Genomic DNA, 18,024 nt, shown 5'->3' with positions numbered 1-18,024 from the left:
ACCCCGACGCGGCGGGCGCCGCCGCGGCGCTCGTCGGCGGCGCGGCGGGCGTGCCGCAGGTCGGCCAGCTCGGCGTGCAGGGCCGCCACCTCGGCCTGGGCCGCTTCCGCCTCCTGCTCGGCGGCGGCGTGCGCGGCGGCCACGACGGCGCCGTCGGCGAGATGGCCCGCGGTCACGGCGACGGCGGTCCGGTGCTCGATCCGCGCCACCTCGGCGCGGGCCTGCTCGGCGACCGCCCGGTGGGTGGCGGCGGCGCTGACCTCGGCCAGCTCGGCGGCCCGCGCCGCCTCGGCCAGCTCGTCGGCGGCCGTGGCGACCTCGTCCGCCGCCTCTGCCGCAGCGTCGGCCGCGCGGGCCATCGCGCGCAGTCCCGCGGCGAGCGCGGTCGCCGCCTCCCGGCGCGCCCGCAGCGCAGGCCGCGCCCGCTCCTGCTCGGCGTCCACCACGCGGCGCAGCCGGCGCGCCTCGGCCTCGGCGACGCGGTGGCGCAGCACCGGCTCGACGGCCTGCCACGCGGCGACGTGCCGCTCGGCCTCGGCGTGGGCACCCCGCGCGGTCGCCTCGGCCCCCTGTGCCGCGGCCAGCTCCAGCGCGGCGACGCGGCGACGCAGCTCGGTCGTGGTCTCCTGCAGCCTGCGCTCCCGCACCTCGGCGGCCCGCACCCGCTCCTTCGCCGCGTCGTGCGCCTGCACCGCGACGGCCAGGCGCTCGTCCTCCAGACCCCGGCGGGCCACGATCGCGGCGGCGAGCGCGCGGGCGCCGTCCTGCGCCGCCGCCTCGGCGTGCCGGGCGGCCGTGGCGGCGCGTTCGGCCTCGGTCAACGGGGTGAGGCGCGCCAGCGTGCCGTCGACGAACTCGCGCTCCTGTTCCAGGTCGGCCCGCTGCGCGAGGCGCGTCGCGTAGCCGGAGACGAGGTCGGCCAGGTTCTGCGGCTCCTCGGTGTCGAGCACGGCGCGCAGCAGGAAGTCGACGAACGCCTCGTCGGTGGGGAACGCGAACGCCTCGGCCGCCTCACCCTCCCCGGCGTTCATGGCGCGCTGGTAGCGGAAGAGCTCGGGGTCGAGGCCGGTGTCGGCGAGGTGGCGCGTCCAGTCCCGCGGGCCGGTCTCCCAGACCAGCTCCAGCGCGGGCAGCTCCCGGTGCTGCGCGGTCAGCCGGTCCTTGTACCCGCTGGTCGTGACGCGGCGGCCCGCGGCGGTGAACGGCAGGTCGTCGAGCCCGAAGCGGGGGCCGGGCCGGAAGGAGTACCAGGCGTTGCCGAGCTTCTCCGGGTCCAGCGACGTGACGTGCCCGCGCCACTCCGACACCTTGCCCGTGACGAGCAGCTGCCCGGTGCGGGTGTGCATCCACTCCAGCACCACGTGCGCGACGTCCTCGCCGAGGACGAACTTCTCCAGCACCGTGGTGCTCGTCGTGCCCACGACCTGCCGCCGCCCGGGCAGGAGCACCGAGAACACCAGCTTCAGCAGCACGGACTTGCCGCCGCCGTTCTCCAGGAACAGCACCGACGCGGGCGAGGGCCTGCGTGGCACGCGCTCCAGGTCGTCGGGCGCGAACAGGTCGACCTGCTGCGCCGCCTGCACGGCGGGGCCGACGCCGCGCAGGTCGAGCGTGACGTCCTGGTAGCGGGCCCCGGGCGGGCCGACGGAGAACAGCCGGACCCGGGAGAGCTCATACATCGGGGGCCTCGAGACCGGTCGGGGCGCGCAGGGCACCGCCCGCCGTGGCCACCGGCAGCACGCCGAGCTGCAGCAGCTCGTCGAACGCACGCTGCGCGGCGAGCTCGCGCACCTGCACCTGGTAGCGCGGGGTGGTGCGGTAGGCGCCCTCGGTGCCCACGGCGACGAGGAAGCCCTGGTCGGCGAGGAAGCGCAGCGCCTTGCCGACGATCCCGCGGGTGGTCGCCTCACCCGCGCGCCCGTCCTTCGTGGCCGTGGCCTCCGGCCGGCGCAGCCACGCCCGCCACGCCGCCTCCAGCTGCGGGGCGTCCGACAGCGGGTCGGCGGCGGCGCCCGTCGTGCGCTCCTCGAGCACGCGGCACGCCTCGCGGACGGCCCCGTCGACCTGGTCGACCGACACCCGGCCCACGTAGCTGTCGTCGCCGAGGTCGTCCGGGCGCGGGAAGGCCAGCGCGGCCGCGGCGAGGTGGGCGAGGCCGTGCAGCATCTTGTCGGTCTGGCGGTTCTGCAGCACGGTGCGCCGCGCGTACTCGTCCATGCGGATCTCGAACACCGACTCCTCGACCGCGGCCAGCACGATCCCCGGCTGCGGGCCGACCGCGAGCACCACGAGGCCGAGCCCGGCCGCGACGCGCTGCACCGTGTCGGCGAACCCGTCGTCGTCGCGGTAGCGGCGCACCAGCTCCGCGTAGCCGGCGTCCCGGGACGGCAGCGCCTTGGGGCGCATCCCGTGCGCGACGAGCCGCGCCGCGGACTCGACGTCCTGCGGCTGGATCTCCCTGCGTGCTGCGCCCGATGGTGACCTCGCAGGCTCGGTCACGCGACCTCCTCGACGTCCGGCTCGTCCACGAGCACCGCGGCCGTCGTGACGAGCAGGTCGGACCCCCCGAACTCCGGGTCCCGCAGCACCGTGCCGTCGTCGATCGCGAGCAGGACACCCGGGTCGCCCTGGTTGCGGGCGGTGCCGACGCTCGAGCCGACCGCGTGCACGGCACGCAGCGCGACCAGGGTGGGCAGCTCGGGGTCGATCTCCCGGGCCTCGGCGAGCAGGTCGGACAGCCGCCGCGCGCCCCGGTCCGGGGCGAGCAGCCCGGCCGCGTGGCGCCAGAGGTCCTCGCCGAACCGTTCGGCGGTGGCGGGGGCGAGGTCCGGCTCCACGAGCGGCTCCCCCAGCGGGTCGCGCTCGACGGGCGGCGTCAGCAGCGTCTCCACCAGCCCGGTGAGGCTCGGCACGCTGGGCACCCGCACGCCCGCCCCCGCGCCGAAGAACGCGGCGGCCGGCCCGGTGGCCGTGGTGGTGTCCAGGGCGAGGCACGGGCGCAGGAGCTGGCCGAACACGTCGATCGCCGCCCGCTTCGGCCGCCCGCTGAACTGCTGGCGGTCCTGCTCCGCGCGGAACGTCGCCCCGGCCTCCTGCAGCCGCGCCTGCAGCTGGGTGTGCCGCTGGATGCAGTCGCCGACGACGTCGACCAGTTCGGCGGCCTGCCGGCGGCGCCCGGGCTCGGTGGCCTCGTCGCGGGCGTCGGCGATGTTCGCGAGGATCGCGGTCTCGGCGCGGTAGCGCGACTCGATGTGGGTGAGCGCCTCGTCCAGCAGCTCGGGCACCGCGGAGAGCCAGTCGACGGACCGGACGTCGCGGCGGGTGGCGTCGAGCTTCTGGCGCAACGCCTCCGCGTACTGCACGGTGCGGTAGCGCGCCTGCTCGGCCGCGAGGCGCGCATCACCCAGGCGGCCCCGGTTGATCAGGTTCTCCAGCTTCACCTCGGCCGCCACCTGGGCCGACTCCACGTCGGTGTCCAGGGCGCCGACGAGCACGTTGATCGCCTCGTCGGACGCGCGCAGGTACACCTCACCGTCCGGGGCGGCCACCTCGACGAGCAGCTTGAAGTCGAAGCGGCGCCGGACGTATCGCCCGTCCTCGGTGAACGTGCCGTAGTCGACCTGGAAACCGCGGTCCAGGTTGCCGACGTTGATCAGGTTCTCGATCACCCACTGCGCGACGCGCTCGTGCTCGCCCGCCGGGGCGTCCGGCACCTGCGCCGCGACGAACGGCCGCAGCCGCTTCACGACCTGCGCCTGGTCGGCCCCGTGGTCGAAGTCCATGGCGAGGGTGACCTGGTCGATCGCCTGCAGGGCGATCTCGGCCATCTGGTAGCGCGAGGCGTCCACCCAATCGAGCCGGGTCTTGCGGGCGTCCAGGTCGTGCAGCGGGGCGGTGCAGGCGAGCGCCTTGAGCCGGCGGGTGACGCCTTCGTCCACCGCCCGCAGAGCGCCCCCGTCCGCAATCACGGAGGGGCACTCTACGGGCGGCGCGACCTCAGCTGCTGCGGTGGGTGAGCCGGTCGCGCAGCCGGTCGACCAGCCCCACGCCGGGGCCGACGAGCTTGTGGAACAGCTCCGCGTTCGGCGCGTTCGGGTGCGGCCGGGTGGGCGCCACCTTCTTCGCGGTCTCCACCTTCTCCCGCAGCTTCACCAGGTCGTCGTGCGGAATGTGCTCACGCAGCTGCGGGAACTGGTTCGCCTCCTCGTCGTGGGCGTGGTGGCGCAGCTGCTCGGTCATGGTGCGCACGAGCTCGTCGAACCGGGGATCCGTCGCGTCGACGGACTCCAGCCGCTTCATCGTCTCCTCGAGCTCCTTGTGCTCCTCGATGTCGTGCTCGACCTCCTTCTCCCCGTCCGGGACGTGCTCGCGCACGGCCGGGTAGACGTACATCTCCTCGGCGACCGCGTGCCGCACGACCTCGGCGATCACGGTGTCGGCGAGGTCGCGCCTCTCGACGGCGCCGGTGCTCGCGGCGATCCGGTCGAGGAGGCCGAGTGCCTCGCGGTGGTCGGTGGTCAGCTCGTCGACGACGTCGGTGGTGGTCTGCTGGGCCACGACGGGCTCCTTCCTGCCGGTTCGGGAGCCTGGGTGATACCCCGCCCGCCCGTGGCCAACCGGGCCCGCCGCGCGATGACGCCGACATCGGCGAGGAGCGCCGCGACGACGGCGGCACAGCCCGCGGCGATGCCCGGAAGCGGCGATCCCGGCCTCCACGGCGACCAGGGGCGCCGGCGCGAGGGCCGGGGTGTTGACGACGACGAGCACGGCGACGCGGATGCCGAGGGCGGCGAGGGCGCGGTCGCCGTCCGCCGACCGGGCCGCGGCCGCGTACACGAGCGGAATCTCGGCGACCAGGACCGACGCCCCGAACGCGGTGGGCAGCCAGATGCGCATCAGGTCACACCGCGCCGGCTCTCGATCCACCGACCGCCGGGTACCCCTGGCGCACGGCCGCAACCGCGGCGAAACGACGGGGGAGGTCCACGAATGACCAGCGCACACCGGTGTCACCCGCCACGGCGGGCGCTGCGCGGGGCCGTCTACACGTGCTGGTGCCGCCGCCGCTGGATGGCGTTCGACACCGTCACGATCCGCGCCGGGAGGGTCTGCGCCCTGCGTCCCGACTGGCGAGCGGTCCGAGCCGGTGTCGTGACGGCGCCGGTGTCGTGACGGCGCCGGAGTCGTGACGGCGCCGGAGTCGGGACCGGGTGCGTCGAACGTGGCGACCGGGGTAGCCCCGGTCGGGAACCCGACGGAAGGACCGACATGAGCGAGCGCAGGACCGCCCGGCACAGGACCGCCCAGCCCAGGACCGCGCCGTCCGGGGACGGCGTGGCCGAGGCCGCGCGGGACGAGGCGCGGACCTACCGCCACGGTGAGGACCGCCCCCTGCGGGGCTACGTGCTCGTCATGGCGGTCTTCGCCGCGCTCGTGGCCGGCGCGGCGGGCCTCGTCGCGGCGTCGGGACGCCGGCTCCCGCACGGCATCGGGCCGTGGGACCTCCTGCTGATCACGGCGGGCACGCACAAGCTGGCGCGGACCCTCAGCAAGGACGCGGTCACGAGCCCGATCCGCGTCCCCTTCACGCGGTACTCGGGCACCGGCGGACCGGCCGAGGTCATGGAGGACGCCCGCACCGCGAGCGGGGTGCGGCACGCGATCGGTGAGCTCGTCACCTGCCCGTTCTGCCTCGACATGTGGATCGCGACGGGCTTCGCCTTCGGACACGTGTTCGCGCCGCGGGTGACCCGCCTCGTCGCCGCGACGTTCACCGCGCTCGCCGGGGCCGACTTCCTCCAGCTCCTGTACGCGCGGGGGCAGCAGGCCGCCGGCGCATGACGTCCACCGGGGCGGGAACCCGCGGGACATGGCCAGGCACCCTGATCGGGAACGGGCCGCGATGGTCGAACGCCTGCGTGCCCGGGGGATCACCGACGAGCGCGTGCTGGACGCGATGCGGCAGGTGCCGCGGGAGCGGTTCGTGCCCCGGGCGATGGCCCGCGACGCCTACGAGGACGCCCCGCTGCCCATCGGGCTCGACCAGACCATCTCGGCACCGCTGATCGTCGCGTTCAGCGCAGCGGCCCTGCAGGCCGGACCCGGTGCGCACGTCCTCGAGATCGGCACCGGGTCCGGGTACGGGGCGGCGGTGCTCGCGCGGTGCCACCGCTCCGTGGTGACGATCGAACGCCACCCCACCCTCGCCGACCGCGCCCGGGCGGCCCTCGCGGCGACCGGTTGCGCCAACGTGGTGGTCCGGACGGGCGACGGGGCGCTCGGGGCGCCGGACCGCGCGCCGTTCGACGGGATCGTCGTCACGGCCATGGCGGAGGACGAGCCACCGCCCGCGCTGCTGGAGCAGCTGGCCCCGGACGCGGCCCTCGTCTGCCCGGTCGGCCGCCGCGGGCAGGGGACGCTCCTGCGGTACCGGGGAGGCCGGACGGAGGACCTCGGCGGCGTCGCGTTCGTGCCGCTCGTGACGGGGAGCTGACCGGTTCAGCCCGTGGACGCGTCGACGCGGTCCCGCAGGCCCGTGCCCGCGAGCTCGGAGTTCGCGCAGTGGGCGCAGCAGAAGAACCGGCCACCGGCCTGCACACCGTGCCCGACGATCTTGCACCCGCAGTGCTCGCAGACCGGCGCCATCGCGTGGATCGCGCACTCGAAGCTGTCGAACACGTGGACGGCGCCCTGTGCCCGCACCTCGAACGCCATGTCGTAGTCGTTCCCGCAGACCTCGCAGGTGGCCATCGCAGATCTCCCTCGCAGATCTCGCTCAGTGGTGCTGGACCGGTTCGGTGCCCAGCAGGTCGGCGTAGTCCGGCGGCAGCTGGGCCGCGATGTGGTCGTACTCGTGGCCCGTCAGGCCCGCCTCGAGGGCCGCGAACGTGGCGCGGGCGTGCCGGCGCGCCTGCTGCGGCGAGCACCCCTCGGCCTCCGCGACGCGCCGGCAGAACTCCTGCGCGTCGAAACGCTCACCCGTTCCCTCGGCCGGGAGCGTGGAGGCGAGATCGGGAGGCAGTTGTGCGGCGAGTTTGCGGGTCTGGCCTCCGGCCAGCCTCCTGCCGAACACCCGGACGGTGGAGCGGACGGCACGTTCGGCGTCCTCGTGATCGCCGATGCCGGCGCTGCCGGCCACGGCCGCGACGAGTTCGTGTTGTTGCATGCCGTCCGGGTACCCGGGCCGCCCGGTGCGTCACATCCGCGGGCCCTACGACCAGTCGACCGACTCGTCGCGCCGCCCGGCGAGGAACAGGTCCAGCTCCTCCAGCGTGAGCGGCGCGGGCGGGGCGGCGCGGGGCATCCCGGCGAGCTGCCGGTGGAAACGGCCGAAGCTGCCGAAGTCCCGCGGGTGCCGGCGGGGGTCGACCCCGAGGAACGCGCCGCGCCGGCGGGCCATGGCCGACAGCTCGCGCCACCGGCCGGCCGGCGCCACCCCGACACCGTCGGTGCCGTGCTGGAACAGCGTCACCAGGATCTCCTCGAACGGCTCGACGCCGTCCAGGTAGCGCTCCAGCGCGGCGGCCGACGGCTCGACCGGGAACTCCGACCAGTACGGCACCACGCCGGTCTCGAGGACGAGCCGCGGCTCGATCAGCACGAACGACTCGACGAGGAGGCGGTCCGCCGGCCTGTCCCGCCGCCGGTACCACCACCGGTACAGGTCGGCGACCAGCGGGCTGAGGGCCGCAGGCGCGTCGAACGTCACCCGGCGCAGCCGCCACCCCCGCTCCTCGGCGGTCGCGCGCAGGTCGTCCCACAGCGCGGGGTCGAACCCCCACTCGGCCTCGGGGGCGTCGCCGTCCACGGGCGGCGGGTCCCAGCCCGCGCGGTCCGACCCGTACCGGCGCAGGTAGTCCGCGACGCGGACGCCGCCGGTGCGGAACTCCTCGGCCGGCATGCCGCCCAGCGCGCCGAACTGGAACACGTGCCGGTCGCCGACCCGCGTGACCGGCCAGCGCAGCCGGCAGTCGGCGACCAGCAACGTCGCCCCGCGCGGCAGGGTCTCGGCGAGGAAGCCCGTGAATGCCGGTCCGAGGCGGCGCCGCTTGAGGCGGAAGTAGGTCATCCGGGCCAGCGACAACCGGTCCTGGTTCGGGTCATGCATGTGGTGCAGCGCTACGTCGGGGTTCGCGTCGAGCAGCATCCGCCCGGGCCCGCGGCCCGCGGCGAGGCCGTGGCGGGGGTCGTCCGGGTGCACCTGCGGCTGGGCCACCGGGAGCAGGAACGTCTGCGGCAGGTACGGGACGCCGAGCGCGGCCGCGAGGTGCGCGAGCGCCCCGCTCGACGACCCGACGATCGCCGCCGGGAACTCGCGCCGCGGGTACTGCGCCACCATCCACCGCGCCAGTGCCTCGGCGCTCACGGCGTGCAGCTCGCCCGGCGGAGCCGCCTCGCTGCCGCTGCCGATGCGGTACACCTGCTCGCGCAGCCGCTCGGGCAGCAGGTTGACCGCCGGGACGACCCGCTCCACGAGCGGGGCCACCGGTCGCGGGAACGCTCCGAGCGCCGGCAGGTCGCGCCCGTGCAGGGTCGCCGCGGTCCCCTTCAGGAACGTCGTCGCCGAGTCGAACTGCGCGATGCTGGCGGTGGCGGGCCGGGCGGTCGGCGCGTCGGGCCCCGGGGGCGGGCCGCCGAGGAACGGCCGGATCGCCGCCGCGAGCGGCCCGGGTGCGGAGTAGTTGAGGGCGTGGCCGTGCCCGGGCACCACGGCGAGCCTGCCGTCCGGCAGCGCGGCGGTCACCTCCTCCGCCCACCGCTGTGGCACGACGCGGTCGCGGCCGCCGCGCACGACCAGCACCGGGCGCGCGATCGCGGGCAGGTCGTCCTCGATCCGGTGGGCGAGCCCGTGCCGCGCGGTCCGCGCCACCCGCCGCAGCCCGCAGGCCGCGTAGTCCCGGGCCATGACGGCGACCAGCCCGGGGCGCTCGTGCACGCCGCTGCGCAGCAGGCGCGCGACCTGCCGCGGGATACCGCGACCGTGCCGGTCGAACGTCGGCCCGACGAGCACCGCGCGCCCCAGCGCCTCCGGCGAGCGCGCCATCGCCGACGCCACCACCTGGCAGCCGATCGAGTTCGCCACGAGCGCGGGCGCATCGAGGCCCGCCTCGTCGACCCAGGCCAGCAGCGCGTCGGCCAGCCCGGGCACGTCCAGCACCGCGGGCGCGGGTTCGCTGCGGCCGAAGCCGGGCAGGTCCAGCGCGTGCACCCGGAAGTCCGGCGCCAGCTCCCGGGCCAGCGGGAGCATGTACCGGCTCGACACGCCCAGGCCGTGCAGCAACACCACCACCGGGGCGTCCACCCGGCCCCCGACCCGGGCGTGCACGCGCCGCCCCCGCACCACGGCCCACGAGCCGGCGAACTCCGGGCGTTGTACCCGTGATCCGCTCGCGAGCTCGCTCATGCGGCCTCGAGCGCCAGCTGCCGCACCGGCGCGCTCCACGCACGGGGGTCCGCCCAGACGAAGGTGTGCGCGCCGGGCACCTCCCGGTACCGGCCCGACGGCGCCGAGGCAGCGAGGTCGCGGGCCCACTCCGCGGTGCTGAGCCGGTCGTCGGCCCCGCGGAGGACGAGCACCGGAACGGTCAGCGCGGGCACCGACTCCTCGATCCGGTCCCGCAAGTGCACCCGCACCAGGTGCAGCAGCCCGCGCACGCCCGCGCGGCGCCACTCGCGCAGGTGCGAGCCGGTCAACCCCGGCGGCTCGTGCCGCCCGTCCAACCGCCACCGCAGGACCATCCGCGGGAACGGCCGGGCGATCGGGGCGACGGTCGGGCTCGCGAGGACCACGGCGACGACCCGCTCGCCGGCGAGCACCGCCGCCCGCGCGGCGACCTGCGTGCCGCTCGAGTGCCCGGCGAGCACGACCGGTCCGAGCCCCGCGGCATCGAGCCACTCGACCACGGCCGCCGCGTACCCGGGCACGTCGAGCCTGCACCTCGGCTCCCCGCTCCCGGCGAACCCCGGCAGCTCGACGAGGTGCGCGCGCGTCCACCGGCCCAGCTCGGCGACGGCGGGCATCAGGTAGTCGGCCACGGCCATGCCCTGCACCAGCGCCACCTCGGGCACGCCGGGGCGGGTTTCGCCGACGGAGCGGCTGCGGATCCGGCCGGCGGACGTGTCCCGGTGGCGCTCCAGGGCATCCGGCAGCGGTGGGCCGTGCTCCGTCGTGGCCATGACCCTCTACTACCCGGACCGACCGGCGATCATCCGGCGCACCCGCTCCCGGGGCGACGGCGCCAGCAGGCGGCGGGCGACGAGGTGACCGGACGCGCCGCCCAGCCCCGGTCCGGGATGGGTCGACGCGCCGATGTGCCACAGCCGCGGTACCGGCGTCGCGTGCCGGGAACGCCAGAGGAAGTTCTGGTCCAGCTCGGCCGACCCGCCGTACGGGTCCCCCTCCAGCGCGTTCGGGTTGTACGCGGCGAGGTCGGCCGGGGTGATCACGTCCATCCCGACCACCAGGTCGCGCAGCCCGGGCGCGTGCGCCTCCAGCCGGTCGAGCACGCGATCGGTGTACCCGCGGGCCAGCGGGGCGTCCCAGCCGGCCGTCCCGTCCAGCTCGCCGGCCGCGTCCCCGGCCGGGGCGAACGGCACCTCCTGCAGCTGCAGCCACAGCGCGGCCGCCCCCGCAGGCACCCGCGTCGGGTCGAGCACGTGCTGCTGGCCGACCACCACCGTCGGGCGCCGGGGCAGCAGGCCCGCTTCGGCCTCCGCACAGGCGATCGCCGTGGAGGCGGACCCGTCCGAGAGGTGCACGAGCGGCACGCCGGCCAGGACCGGGTCGCGCCACGGCACGGGTCCGGACAGCGCGACGTGCACCTGCATCGCCGCCCGTCCGGGCCGGAAGCGCGCCGCCTCCTCGCCCACGGCGGCCGGCACGGCGCCAGCCGGCAGCAGCTGCCCGTACAGCGCGGCCGGCGTCACCGACGCGAGCACCGCCCGCTCGGCCGCGATGCTCCAGCCGTCGCCCGCGACCCCTGCGGCCGCCCCGTCCCGCAGCACCACCCGCTCGACCCGCCGCCCGGTGTGCACGGTGACGCCCCGTTCGGCCAGGAGCCGTTCCCACGCGGTCACGAAGTTCCCCGCCCCGCCGACCACGACCGGCAGGCCGGCGGCGTGCAGCGTGGCGGCGAAGACCGGCACCATCAGCCCGCCGGACGCGCTGTCGGGCGCGAGGCCCGCGTGCAGCAGCCACGGCGCCCAGAGGTGGTCGACCTCGGGACCCCGGAAGTGCGTGCGCAGCCACGCCCGGCCGCTCGTGGCGACCTCCCGCGCGTAGGCCGCCAGCTCGCGGCGGCCGCCCTCGCGGGCGAGCCCCCACAACGGGCCGAGCACGCCGGGCGAGCGCAGCTCGCTGCCCAGGAGCCCGCCGATGTGCGCGGCGTGCGCCCCGAACCGCCCGATCGCCGCGCGGTAGGCGTCCCGGTCGGCCGGGTCGGCGAAGCCCGCCACCGTCTGCTCGACGTCGCGGTGGGCGATCGTCACCGCCCCGTCGTCGGACACCGACGCCGCGACCGCGCCGTCGGAGCCGGCGTACTCCAGGCCGTGCCGGTGCAGGTCGGCGCCCAGCTCGGCGTAGACGGGGCCGGTGACGAAGAGCGGGTGCCACGAGGAGTACGTGTCGTGCCGGTAGCCCGGCACGGTGCGTTCCCCGCCCGCGACGAACCCGCCGATCCGCGGGTGCTGGTCGACGAGGGCGACCGACCACCCCGCCCCCGCCAGCTGCGCGGCGGCAGCCATCCCGTTGATCCCGGCCCCGACGATGACGACATCGACCTGATCCACACCGGCCAACCTATGCGACGGCCCGCCGTTCGTACGATCCGGCGATGGATCTCAGATCGCTCCTGCAGCGCGCCGCGACGGTCGCATCGGACTACCGGGAATCGCTCCCGGATCGGCCGGTGCAGGCGCCCGCGGACGTGGACGCGCTGCTGGAGCGGTTCGGCGGGCCGCTGCCCCGCACGGGCACCCCGCCGGAGCAGGTCGTGGAGGAACTGGTCGCGGCCGCCCAGGCCGGGCTGATGAGCACCGCAGGCCCGCGGTACTTCGGGTTCGTCGTCGGCGGGGCGCTGCCCGCCGCCACCGCCGCGGACGTGCTCGCCGTCGGCTGGGAACAGGCCCCCTTCAACGACGCGCTCTCCCCCGCCGGGGTGGCGGCCGAACGCGTCACGAGCAGCTGGCTGCTCGCGCTGCTCGGGCTGCCCGACACCGCCACCGTCGGGTTCGTCACCGGTGGCCAGGCCGCCAACACCGTCGGGCTGGCCGCCGCCCGCCACCAGGTGCTGCGCACCGCCGGGTGGGACGTCGAGCGCGACGGCCTGCACGGCGCACCCCGGGTGCGGGTCGTCGCCGGCGCGGAGCGCCACGCCACCATCGACCGGTCCCTGCGCCTGCTCGGCCTCGGATCCGCGGCGATCCGGGAGGTGGCCGCCGGCCCGAACGGCGTCATCGACGTGGGCGACCTGCGCCGGGTGCTCGCCGCGGGCCCGGCCGGGCCGACGGTGCTGTGCCTGCAGGCCGGCAACGTCAACACCGGCGCGTGCGACGACCTGCGCGCCGCCGTCTCGATCGGCCGAGAGCACGGCGCCTGGGTGCACGTCGACGGCGCCTTCGGGCTGTGGGCCGCCGCCGCGCCGGCCCGCGCCCACCTCGTCGCCGGGGTGGAGCTGGCCGACTCGTGGGCGGTCGACGGGCACAAGTGGCTCAACGTCCCCTACGACTGCGGCTTCGCGATCTGCGCCCACCCGGACGTGCACGTGGCGGCGATGAACTACACGGCGAGCTACCTCACCGGCTCCGGCGGCCCCGTCCCCATGCCGGGCGACCTCGTCCCCGAGTCGTCGCGCCGGGCCCGCGGCTTCGCCGTCTGGGCCGCCCTGCGCGAGCTCGGCGCCGAGGGCGTGGCCGAGCTGGTGGAGCGCTGCTGCCGGCTCGCGCGCCGCTTCGCCGAGGGTCTCGCGGCGGGCGGGCTGGAGATCGCGAACGACGTCGTGCTCAACCAGGTGCTCGTCGGGATCGGGGACGACGCCCGCACCGACGCCGTGCTCGCGGCCGTGCAGCGCGAGGGCACCTGCTGGATGGGCGGCACCACCTGGCGCGGCCGCCGCTACATGCGCATCGCCGTCTCGAACGCGGCCACGACCGAGGCCGACGTCGACCGCTCGGTGACCGCCGTCCTCCGCGCCGTCGAGCTTGTCTGATGTGTGCGTTAACATCGCGTCCCGCAACGGCGCGATCGGGAGGTACGAGCGATGAAGCTGCGGCAGCGGACGCTGGTGGCGAGCGGATTGGTGCTGGCGTGCGCCCTCGCCACCGCCTGTAGCGAGGGCGACCCGGTCAGCACCGAGCGCGGCGGTCCCGGTGCTCAGGTCAAGACGATCGGGCTGATGGTCCAGGACCTGTCCAACCCGTTCTTCCAGTCGATGGCCAACGGGGTGAAGGCCGGGGCGGAGAAGATCGGCGCCACCGTCAACGTGCAGGACGGGCGGCAGGACCTCGGCGCCCAGAACGAGCAGATCGACGCGTTCATCCAGCAGCAGATCGACGTGCTGCTGATCAACGCCGTCGACTCCGACGGCATCGGCCCCGCGGTCGACCGGGCCAAGGAGGCCGGGATCAAGGTGGTGGCGGTCGACGTCGCGGCCCAGGGCGCCGAGGCGCAGGTCACCCTGGACAACACCGAGGCCGGCAGGCTCGCCTGCACCTACCTGGCCGACCAGATCGGCGGCGCGGGCGACATCCTGCTGATCAACGGTACCCCGATCTCCTCCGTGCAGGACCGGGTCACCGGTTGCAAGCAGGCACTGCAGGGCTACCCGCAGATCAAGATCGTGGCCGAGCAGAACGGCGACAACGGCCGCGCGGAGGCGTTGACGATCGCCACCGACATGTTCACCGCACACCCGGGCGTCAAGGGTGTCTTCGGGATCAACGACCCCACGGCGCTCGGGGCCACCCTGGCCGCCCAGCAGGCGGGCATCGGCGGGCTGGTGATCGTCGGCGTCGACGCGTCCCCCGAGGCGGTCGCGGAGCTGCAGAAGCCCGACTCGATGTTCAAGGCGACCGCGGCCCAGGACCCCAACACGCAGGGCGCGATCGCGCTGGAGATGGCCCAGAAGCTGTTCGCGGGCGAGCAGCCCGACCAGACGAAGGTGCTCGTGCCCACCGAGATGATCACCCGCGAGAGCCTGGCGCAGTACAAGGGCTGGCAGTAGTCGGCATGGCCTCGCTGGTCAGCATGGAGGGCGTCACCAAGTCATTCGGTGGCGCCCCCGCCCTGCGGGGCGTCGACTTCGACCTGCGCGCCGGCGAGGTCCACGCCCTCATGGGCGAGAACGGGGCGGGCAAGTCGACCCTGATGAAGGTGCTCGCCGGGGTCCACGCCCCGGACGCCGGCACGATCCGGATCGACGGGGAGCAGGTCACCGTCTCGTCGCCGATCGAGGCCACCGCCCTCGGGATCGCGATCATCCACCAGGAGCTCAACACCGTGCCCGACATGACGGTCGCGGAGAACCTGGCACTCGGTGCGGAACCCCGCACCCGCTGGGGCGCCCTCGACCGCAAGCGGGTGCTGCGCGACGCCGAGGAGAAGCTGGCCCGGGTGCGCGCCGACATCGACCCGCGGCTGCCGATGCGCCGGTTGTCCGTGGGCCGGCAGCAGATGGTCGAGATCGCGCGCGCCCTCGCCGAGGACGCCCGGATCCTCGTGCTCGACGAGCCCACCGCGGCGCTGTCGGACCGGGAGGCCCGCCGGCTCTTCGCGCTCATCGACGAGATGCGGTCCGCCGGGATGGGGCTGGTCTACATCAGCCACCGGATGGAGGAGGTCTGGCAACTCGCCGACCGCGTCACGGTGTTCCGCGACGGCCGCTCGGTCGGCACCAGCGAGAAGGCCGAGATCACCCCCGAGCGGGTGGTCACCCAGATGATCGGGCGCAACGTCGAGGACCTCTACGTCCACGACGACCGCGCACCGGGCGAGGTCGTGCTGCGGGTCCGTGGCCTCACCGACGGCGCCGGGATCGGTCCCGTGGACCTCACGCTGCGGGCCGGCGAGGTGGTCGGGATGGTCGGCCTCATCGGCGCGGGCCGCACCGAGATCGCCCGCATGATCTACGGCGCCGACCGCGCCCGAGCCGGCACCGTCGAGCTCGACGGCAGGCCCGTCGACCGCCGCTCCCCCGCCACCAGCATCCGCGAGGGCATCGGGCTGCTCCCCGAGAGCCGCAAGCAGCAGGCGCTCTTCCCGCTGATGTCGATCCGCGACAACCTGGTGACCTCCGCGCTCGGCGGGCTGTCGCGGCTCGGCGTGCTGCGGCGGCGCGCGATCGGCGACGTGGCGCACCGGCAGATGGACGCCCTGCGCATCCGGAGCGCGCCGACGCAGGAGGTGGGGCACCTGTCCGGCGGCAACCAGCAGAAGGTGGTGCTCGGCCGCTGGCTCACCGTCGGCCCGCGGGTGCTGATCCTCGACGAACCCACCCGCGGCGTCGACATCGGCGCCAAGTACGAGATCTACCGGCTGATCAACGAGCAGGTCGCCCGCGGCGTGGCGGTGCTCGTGGTCTCCTCCGACCTGCCCGAGGCGCTCGGCATCAGCGATCGGGTGCTCGTCGTGCGCGGCGGGCGGATCGTCGCCGAGCTCGACCGGTCGGAGGCCACGGAGGAGGCCGTCATGCTGCACGCGACGGGCGTCGCCGCGAGCGGTGACCAGACGAACGGTGACCGGACGAACGGTGACCGGACGAACGGTGACCGGACGAACGGTGGCACGAACGGAGGCACCCCAGGATGACCCGGACCGCACCGGCGGACGCGTCCGCTCGCGAGCCCGCCGATCGGCCCCGGCCCAGCTTCGGCCAGGTGTGGGACCGCTACGGCATCCTCGTCGTGCTGCTGGCGATGGTCGCGCTGATGGCGGTGATCGCGCCCAACTTCCTGAGCCTGTCCAACGGCTTCAACGTCGCCCGCGCCGTGTCGATCAACGCGGTGCTCGCCGCGGGCATGACGCTGGTCATCCTCACCGGCGGCATCGACCTGTCGGTCGGATCCGTCATCGGCGTCGCGGGCGTGACGTCCGTGCTGCTCTGGAACGCCGGCACCCCCGCCCTCGTCGCCGTGCTCGGCGGGATCGTGGTCGGCGCGGCCGCCGGACTCCTCAACGGCCTGCTCGTGGCCTACCTCGCCCTGCCCGCCTTCATCGTGACGCTCGGGGCGCTCACCTACCTGCGCGGCACCGCCTACGCGCTCACCGACGGCCAACCCCTGATCGCCGAGGGCGAGCTGGGCTTCCGCCTGCTCGGCAACGGCAACATCGCGGCGATCCCCTCGCCCGTGGTGGTCATGGTGATCACCTACGTCGCCGTGTGGTTCATCCTCGAACGCACCACGTTCGGCAGGCACATCTACGCCGTGGGCGGCAACGTCGAGGCCGCCCGCCTCGCCGGGATCAAGGTCAGGCGGGTGCTGCTCAAGGTCTACCTGCTCGCCGGGCTCACGGCCGGCCTCGCCGGCGTCATGTTCGCCGCCCGCGTCGAGTCCGGCCAGCCCCGGGCGGGCGAGGGCTACGAGCTGGACGCGATCGCCGCGGTCGTGCTCGGCGGCACCTCGCTGTTCGGCGGCCGGGGCCGGATCCACGGCACGTTCGTGGGCGCACTGATCATCGGGGTCCTCAGCAACGGCCTGGTGCTGATGAACGTCCCGTTCTTCACCCAGCTCATCATCAAGGGCGCCGTCATCGTCGTGGCCGTCGGCCTGGACAGCCTGAAGAACTGGCGCTCCGGCTAGCCGGTGAGCAGGCGGCGCGCCACCACCCCCACCGCGAGCAGCGCCGCGCCGCCGGCCACGACGAAGCCCCACGGGGATCCCGCCACGGCACAGACCCAGCCGAGCAACGGACCGCCGAGCGGCGTGGTCCCGAGGTTGAGCAGCACGTGCAGGGCCATCACGCGACCCTGCATCTCCGGCGCGCTGCGCAGCTGCAGCAGGCTGCGGGCCATCGTGTTGAAGGCGATGTTGGCGACCCCCACGGCGACCAGGCCGGCGAGCGCGACGGCGAGCTGCCCGGCCAGGGCCATCAGGAGGTTCGTCGCACCGAGCGCCACCGTGCAGGCGAGCAGCCTGCGTCCGGTCACGGTCACGCTCGACGCCGCGCCGACCGCACCGAGCACTGCCCCGAGCCCGAGCGCCGAGGTGAGGTACCCGTACGTCGCCGCGTCTCCGCCGAGCACGTCGGCCGCGGTGACCGGGAGGATCACGCGGAAGTTCTGGCTGAACAGGCCCACGACAGCCACCAGGAACAGGCAGGCCCGCAACTCGCGGTGGCCCCACGCGTAGCGCAGCCCGGCCATCGCCTGCCCCCTGCCCGAGGCCGCCTTCGCAGCGCGGTGCAGCGCCGACCGGTCGATGCGGGCGAGCCCGACCAGCACGGCGGCGAAGGAGACCGCGTTGAGCGCGAAGGCCTCACCTGCGCCGGTGGCCGCGATGACGAGGCCGGCCACCGCGGGCCCGACCAGCCGGCCGGTGTTGTGGATCGTGGAGTTCAGCGCCTGGGCGTTGACGTAGTCGCCGGGCGGCACCAGGTCGGTGACGAACGTGTGGCGGGCGGGTGAGTCCACAACGGTCACCAGCCCGAGCAGCGCCGCCATCAGGTAGACCAGACCGAGCGTGGTGACACCGAGCAGGGTGGTGGCCGCCAGGACCGCGGCGAGCACGGCGCTCGCCGCCTGGGTGGCGACGAGGAGCTTCCAGCGGTCGAGGCGGTCGACCAGCACCCCACCCCAGACCCCGAGGAGCAGCATCGGGAGGAACTGCAGGGCGAGCGCCGTGCCGACGGCGACCGGGTCGCCGGTCAGCTCCAGCACCAGCCAGTCCTGCGCGACGCGCTGCATCCAGGTGCCGACGACGCTCAGGGCGTGCCCGCCCAGGTAGCGGCGGTAGTTGGGGTGGTGGAGCGAGCGGACGGTACGGGCGAGGAAACCGGCGGGCGACCCGGGGGTCACTCGCTCACACATAGGT

16 protein-coding genes and 1 pseudogene are annotated in these 18,024 nt (G+C 75.2%); 7 read left to right on the top strand and 10 right to left on the bottom strand.

Annotated features, from left to right (window positions below):
• The 4 genes and pseudogenes from ABEA81_RS29485 to ABEA81_RS29470 form a co-directional block, all read right to left on the bottom strand.
• A pseudogene (locus ABEA81_RS29485) lies at positions 1–1,679 on the bottom strand (hypothetical protein); the annotation flags it as partial.
• A complete protein-coding gene (locus tag ABEA81_RS29480) occupies positions 1,672–2,406 on the bottom strand; it encodes a hypothetical protein (RefSeq protein WP_345609395.1) in 735 nt (244 codons plus the stop codon). The gene ABEA81_RS29480 and the pseudogene ABEA81_RS29485, both read right to left, overlap by 8 nt.
• An 89-nt stretch (positions 2,407–2,495) precedes the next feature.
• The gene (locus ABEA81_RS29475; RefSeq protein WP_345609393.1) at positions 2,496–3,947 is read right to left on the bottom strand and encodes a hypothetical protein; all 1,452 of its coding nucleotides are present in this window, start codon (positions 3,945–3,947) and stop codon (positions 2,496–2,498) included.
• A 49-nt stretch (positions 3,948–3,996) separates the two neighbouring features.
• The gene (locus ABEA81_RS29470) at positions 3,997–4,896 is read right to left on the bottom strand and encodes a hemerythrin domain-containing protein (protein ID WP_345609383.1); all 900 of its coding nucleotides are present in this window, start codon (positions 4,894–4,896) and stop codon (positions 3,997–3,999) included.
• Between the two features lie 93 nt (positions 4,897–4,989).
• On the opposite strand from ABEA81_RS29470, the gene ABEA81_RS29465 reads away from it, so the two are divergent.
• The 3 genes from ABEA81_RS29465 to ABEA81_RS29455 all read left to right on the top strand — a co-directional run bounded on the left by ABEA81_RS29465 (position 4,990) and on the right by ABEA81_RS29455 (position 6,493).
• Positions 4,990–5,172, top strand: a complete 183-nt coding sequence (locus tag ABEA81_RS29465; RefSeq protein ID WP_345609382.1) for a hypothetical protein — start codon at positions 4,990–4,992, stop codon at positions 5,170–5,172.
• A gap of 96 nt (positions 5,173–5,268) precedes the next feature.
• Positions 5,269–5,841: a DUF1360 domain-containing protein gene (locus tag ABEA81_RS29460; RefSeq protein ID WP_345609381.1), complete on the top strand. Its 573-nt coding sequence runs from the start codon at positions 5,269–5,271 to the stop codon at positions 5,839–5,841.
• A 28-nt stretch (positions 5,842–5,869) separates the two neighbouring features.
• Entirely contained in the window at positions 5,870–6,493 is a 624-nt protein-coding gene (locus tag ABEA81_RS29455; RefSeq protein WP_345609379.1) for a protein-L-isoaspartate(D-aspartate) O-methyltransferase, read from the top strand.
• 5 nt (positions 6,494–6,498) lie between these two features.
• Here the strand turns inward: ABEA81_RS29455 and ABEA81_RS29450 are convergent, their stop codons facing one another.
• From ABEA81_RS29450 to ABEA81_RS29430, 5 genes are read right to left on the bottom strand one after another with little or no spacing between them, the layout of a single operon-like run.
• Positions 6,499–6,750: a hypothetical protein gene (locus ABEA81_RS29450; RefSeq protein ID WP_345609377.1), complete on the bottom strand. Its 252-nt coding sequence runs from the start codon at positions 6,748–6,750 to the stop codon at positions 6,499–6,501.
• A gap of 25 nt (positions 6,751–6,775) precedes the next feature.
• Entirely contained in the window at positions 6,776–7,165 is a 390-nt protein-coding gene (locus tag ABEA81_RS29445; RefSeq protein WP_345609375.1) for a DUF2267 domain-containing protein, read from the bottom strand.
• Positions 7,166–7,210: 45 nt separating this feature from the next.
• Positions 7,211–9,403, bottom strand: a complete 2,193-nt coding sequence (locus ABEA81_RS29440) for an alpha/beta fold hydrolase (RefSeq protein WP_345609373.1) — start codon at positions 9,401–9,403, stop codon at positions 7,211–7,213.
• Positions 9,400–10,176, bottom strand: coding sequence for an alpha/beta fold hydrolase (locus tag ABEA81_RS29435; RefSeq protein WP_345609371.1), 777 nt, complete (start codon positions 10,174–10,176; stop codon positions 9,400–9,402). Before ABEA81_RS29435 ends, ABEA81_RS29440 begins: the two co-directional genes overlap by 4 nt.
• Positions 10,177–10,185: 9 nt before the next feature.
• Positions 10,186–11,787, bottom strand: coding sequence for a phytoene desaturase family protein (locus ABEA81_RS29430; RefSeq protein WP_345609369.1), 1,602 nt, complete (start codon positions 11,785–11,787; stop codon positions 10,186–10,188).
• A gap of 44 nt (positions 11,788–11,831) precedes the next feature.
• Here ABEA81_RS29430 and ABEA81_RS29425 point away from each other — a divergent pair, with 44 nt between their 5' ends.
• From ABEA81_RS29425 to ABEA81_RS29410, 4 genes are read left to right on the top strand one after another with little or no spacing between them, the layout of a single operon-like run.
• A complete protein-coding gene (locus ABEA81_RS29425; RefSeq protein WP_345609367.1) occupies positions 11,832–13,205 on the top strand; it encodes a pyridoxal phosphate-dependent decarboxylase family protein in 1,374 nt (457 codons plus the stop codon).
• Between the two features lie 51 nt (positions 13,206–13,256).
• On the top strand, positions 13,257–14,219 hold the full coding sequence (locus ABEA81_RS29420; protein ID WP_345609365.1) for an ABC transporter substrate-binding protein: 963 nt from the start codon (positions 13,257–13,259) through the stop codon (positions 14,217–14,219).
• A gap of 5 nt (positions 14,220–14,224) precedes the next feature.
• Entirely contained in the window at positions 14,225–15,802 is a 1,578-nt protein-coding gene (locus ABEA81_RS29415) for a sugar ABC transporter ATP-binding protein (RefSeq protein WP_345609363.1), read from the top strand.
• Positions 15,799–16,794, top strand: coding sequence for an ABC transporter permease subunit (locus ABEA81_RS29410; RefSeq protein WP_345609361.1), 996 nt, complete (start codon positions 15,799–15,801; stop codon positions 16,792–16,794). Before ABEA81_RS29415 ends, ABEA81_RS29410 begins: the two co-directional genes overlap by 4 nt.
• Here the strand turns inward: ABEA81_RS29410 and ABEA81_RS29405 are convergent.
• Entirely contained in the window at positions 16,791–18,020 is a 1,230-nt protein-coding gene (locus tag ABEA81_RS29405) for an MFS transporter (protein WP_345609359.1), read from the bottom strand. The two genes, ABEA81_RS29410 and ABEA81_RS29405, sit on opposite strands and share 4 nt — an antisense overlap.
• Positions 18,021–18,024: the final 4 nt, after the last annotated feature.

This window comes from Pseudonocardia adelaidensis, from assembly GCF_039543345.1.
Lineage (GTDB): Bacteria > Actinomycetota > Actinomycetes > Mycobacteriales > Pseudonocardiaceae > Pseudonocardia > Pseudonocardia adelaidensis.
The sequence above is the reverse complement of the archived record's forward strand: the minus strand, read 5'-3'. Positions and strand labels throughout refer to the sequence as shown.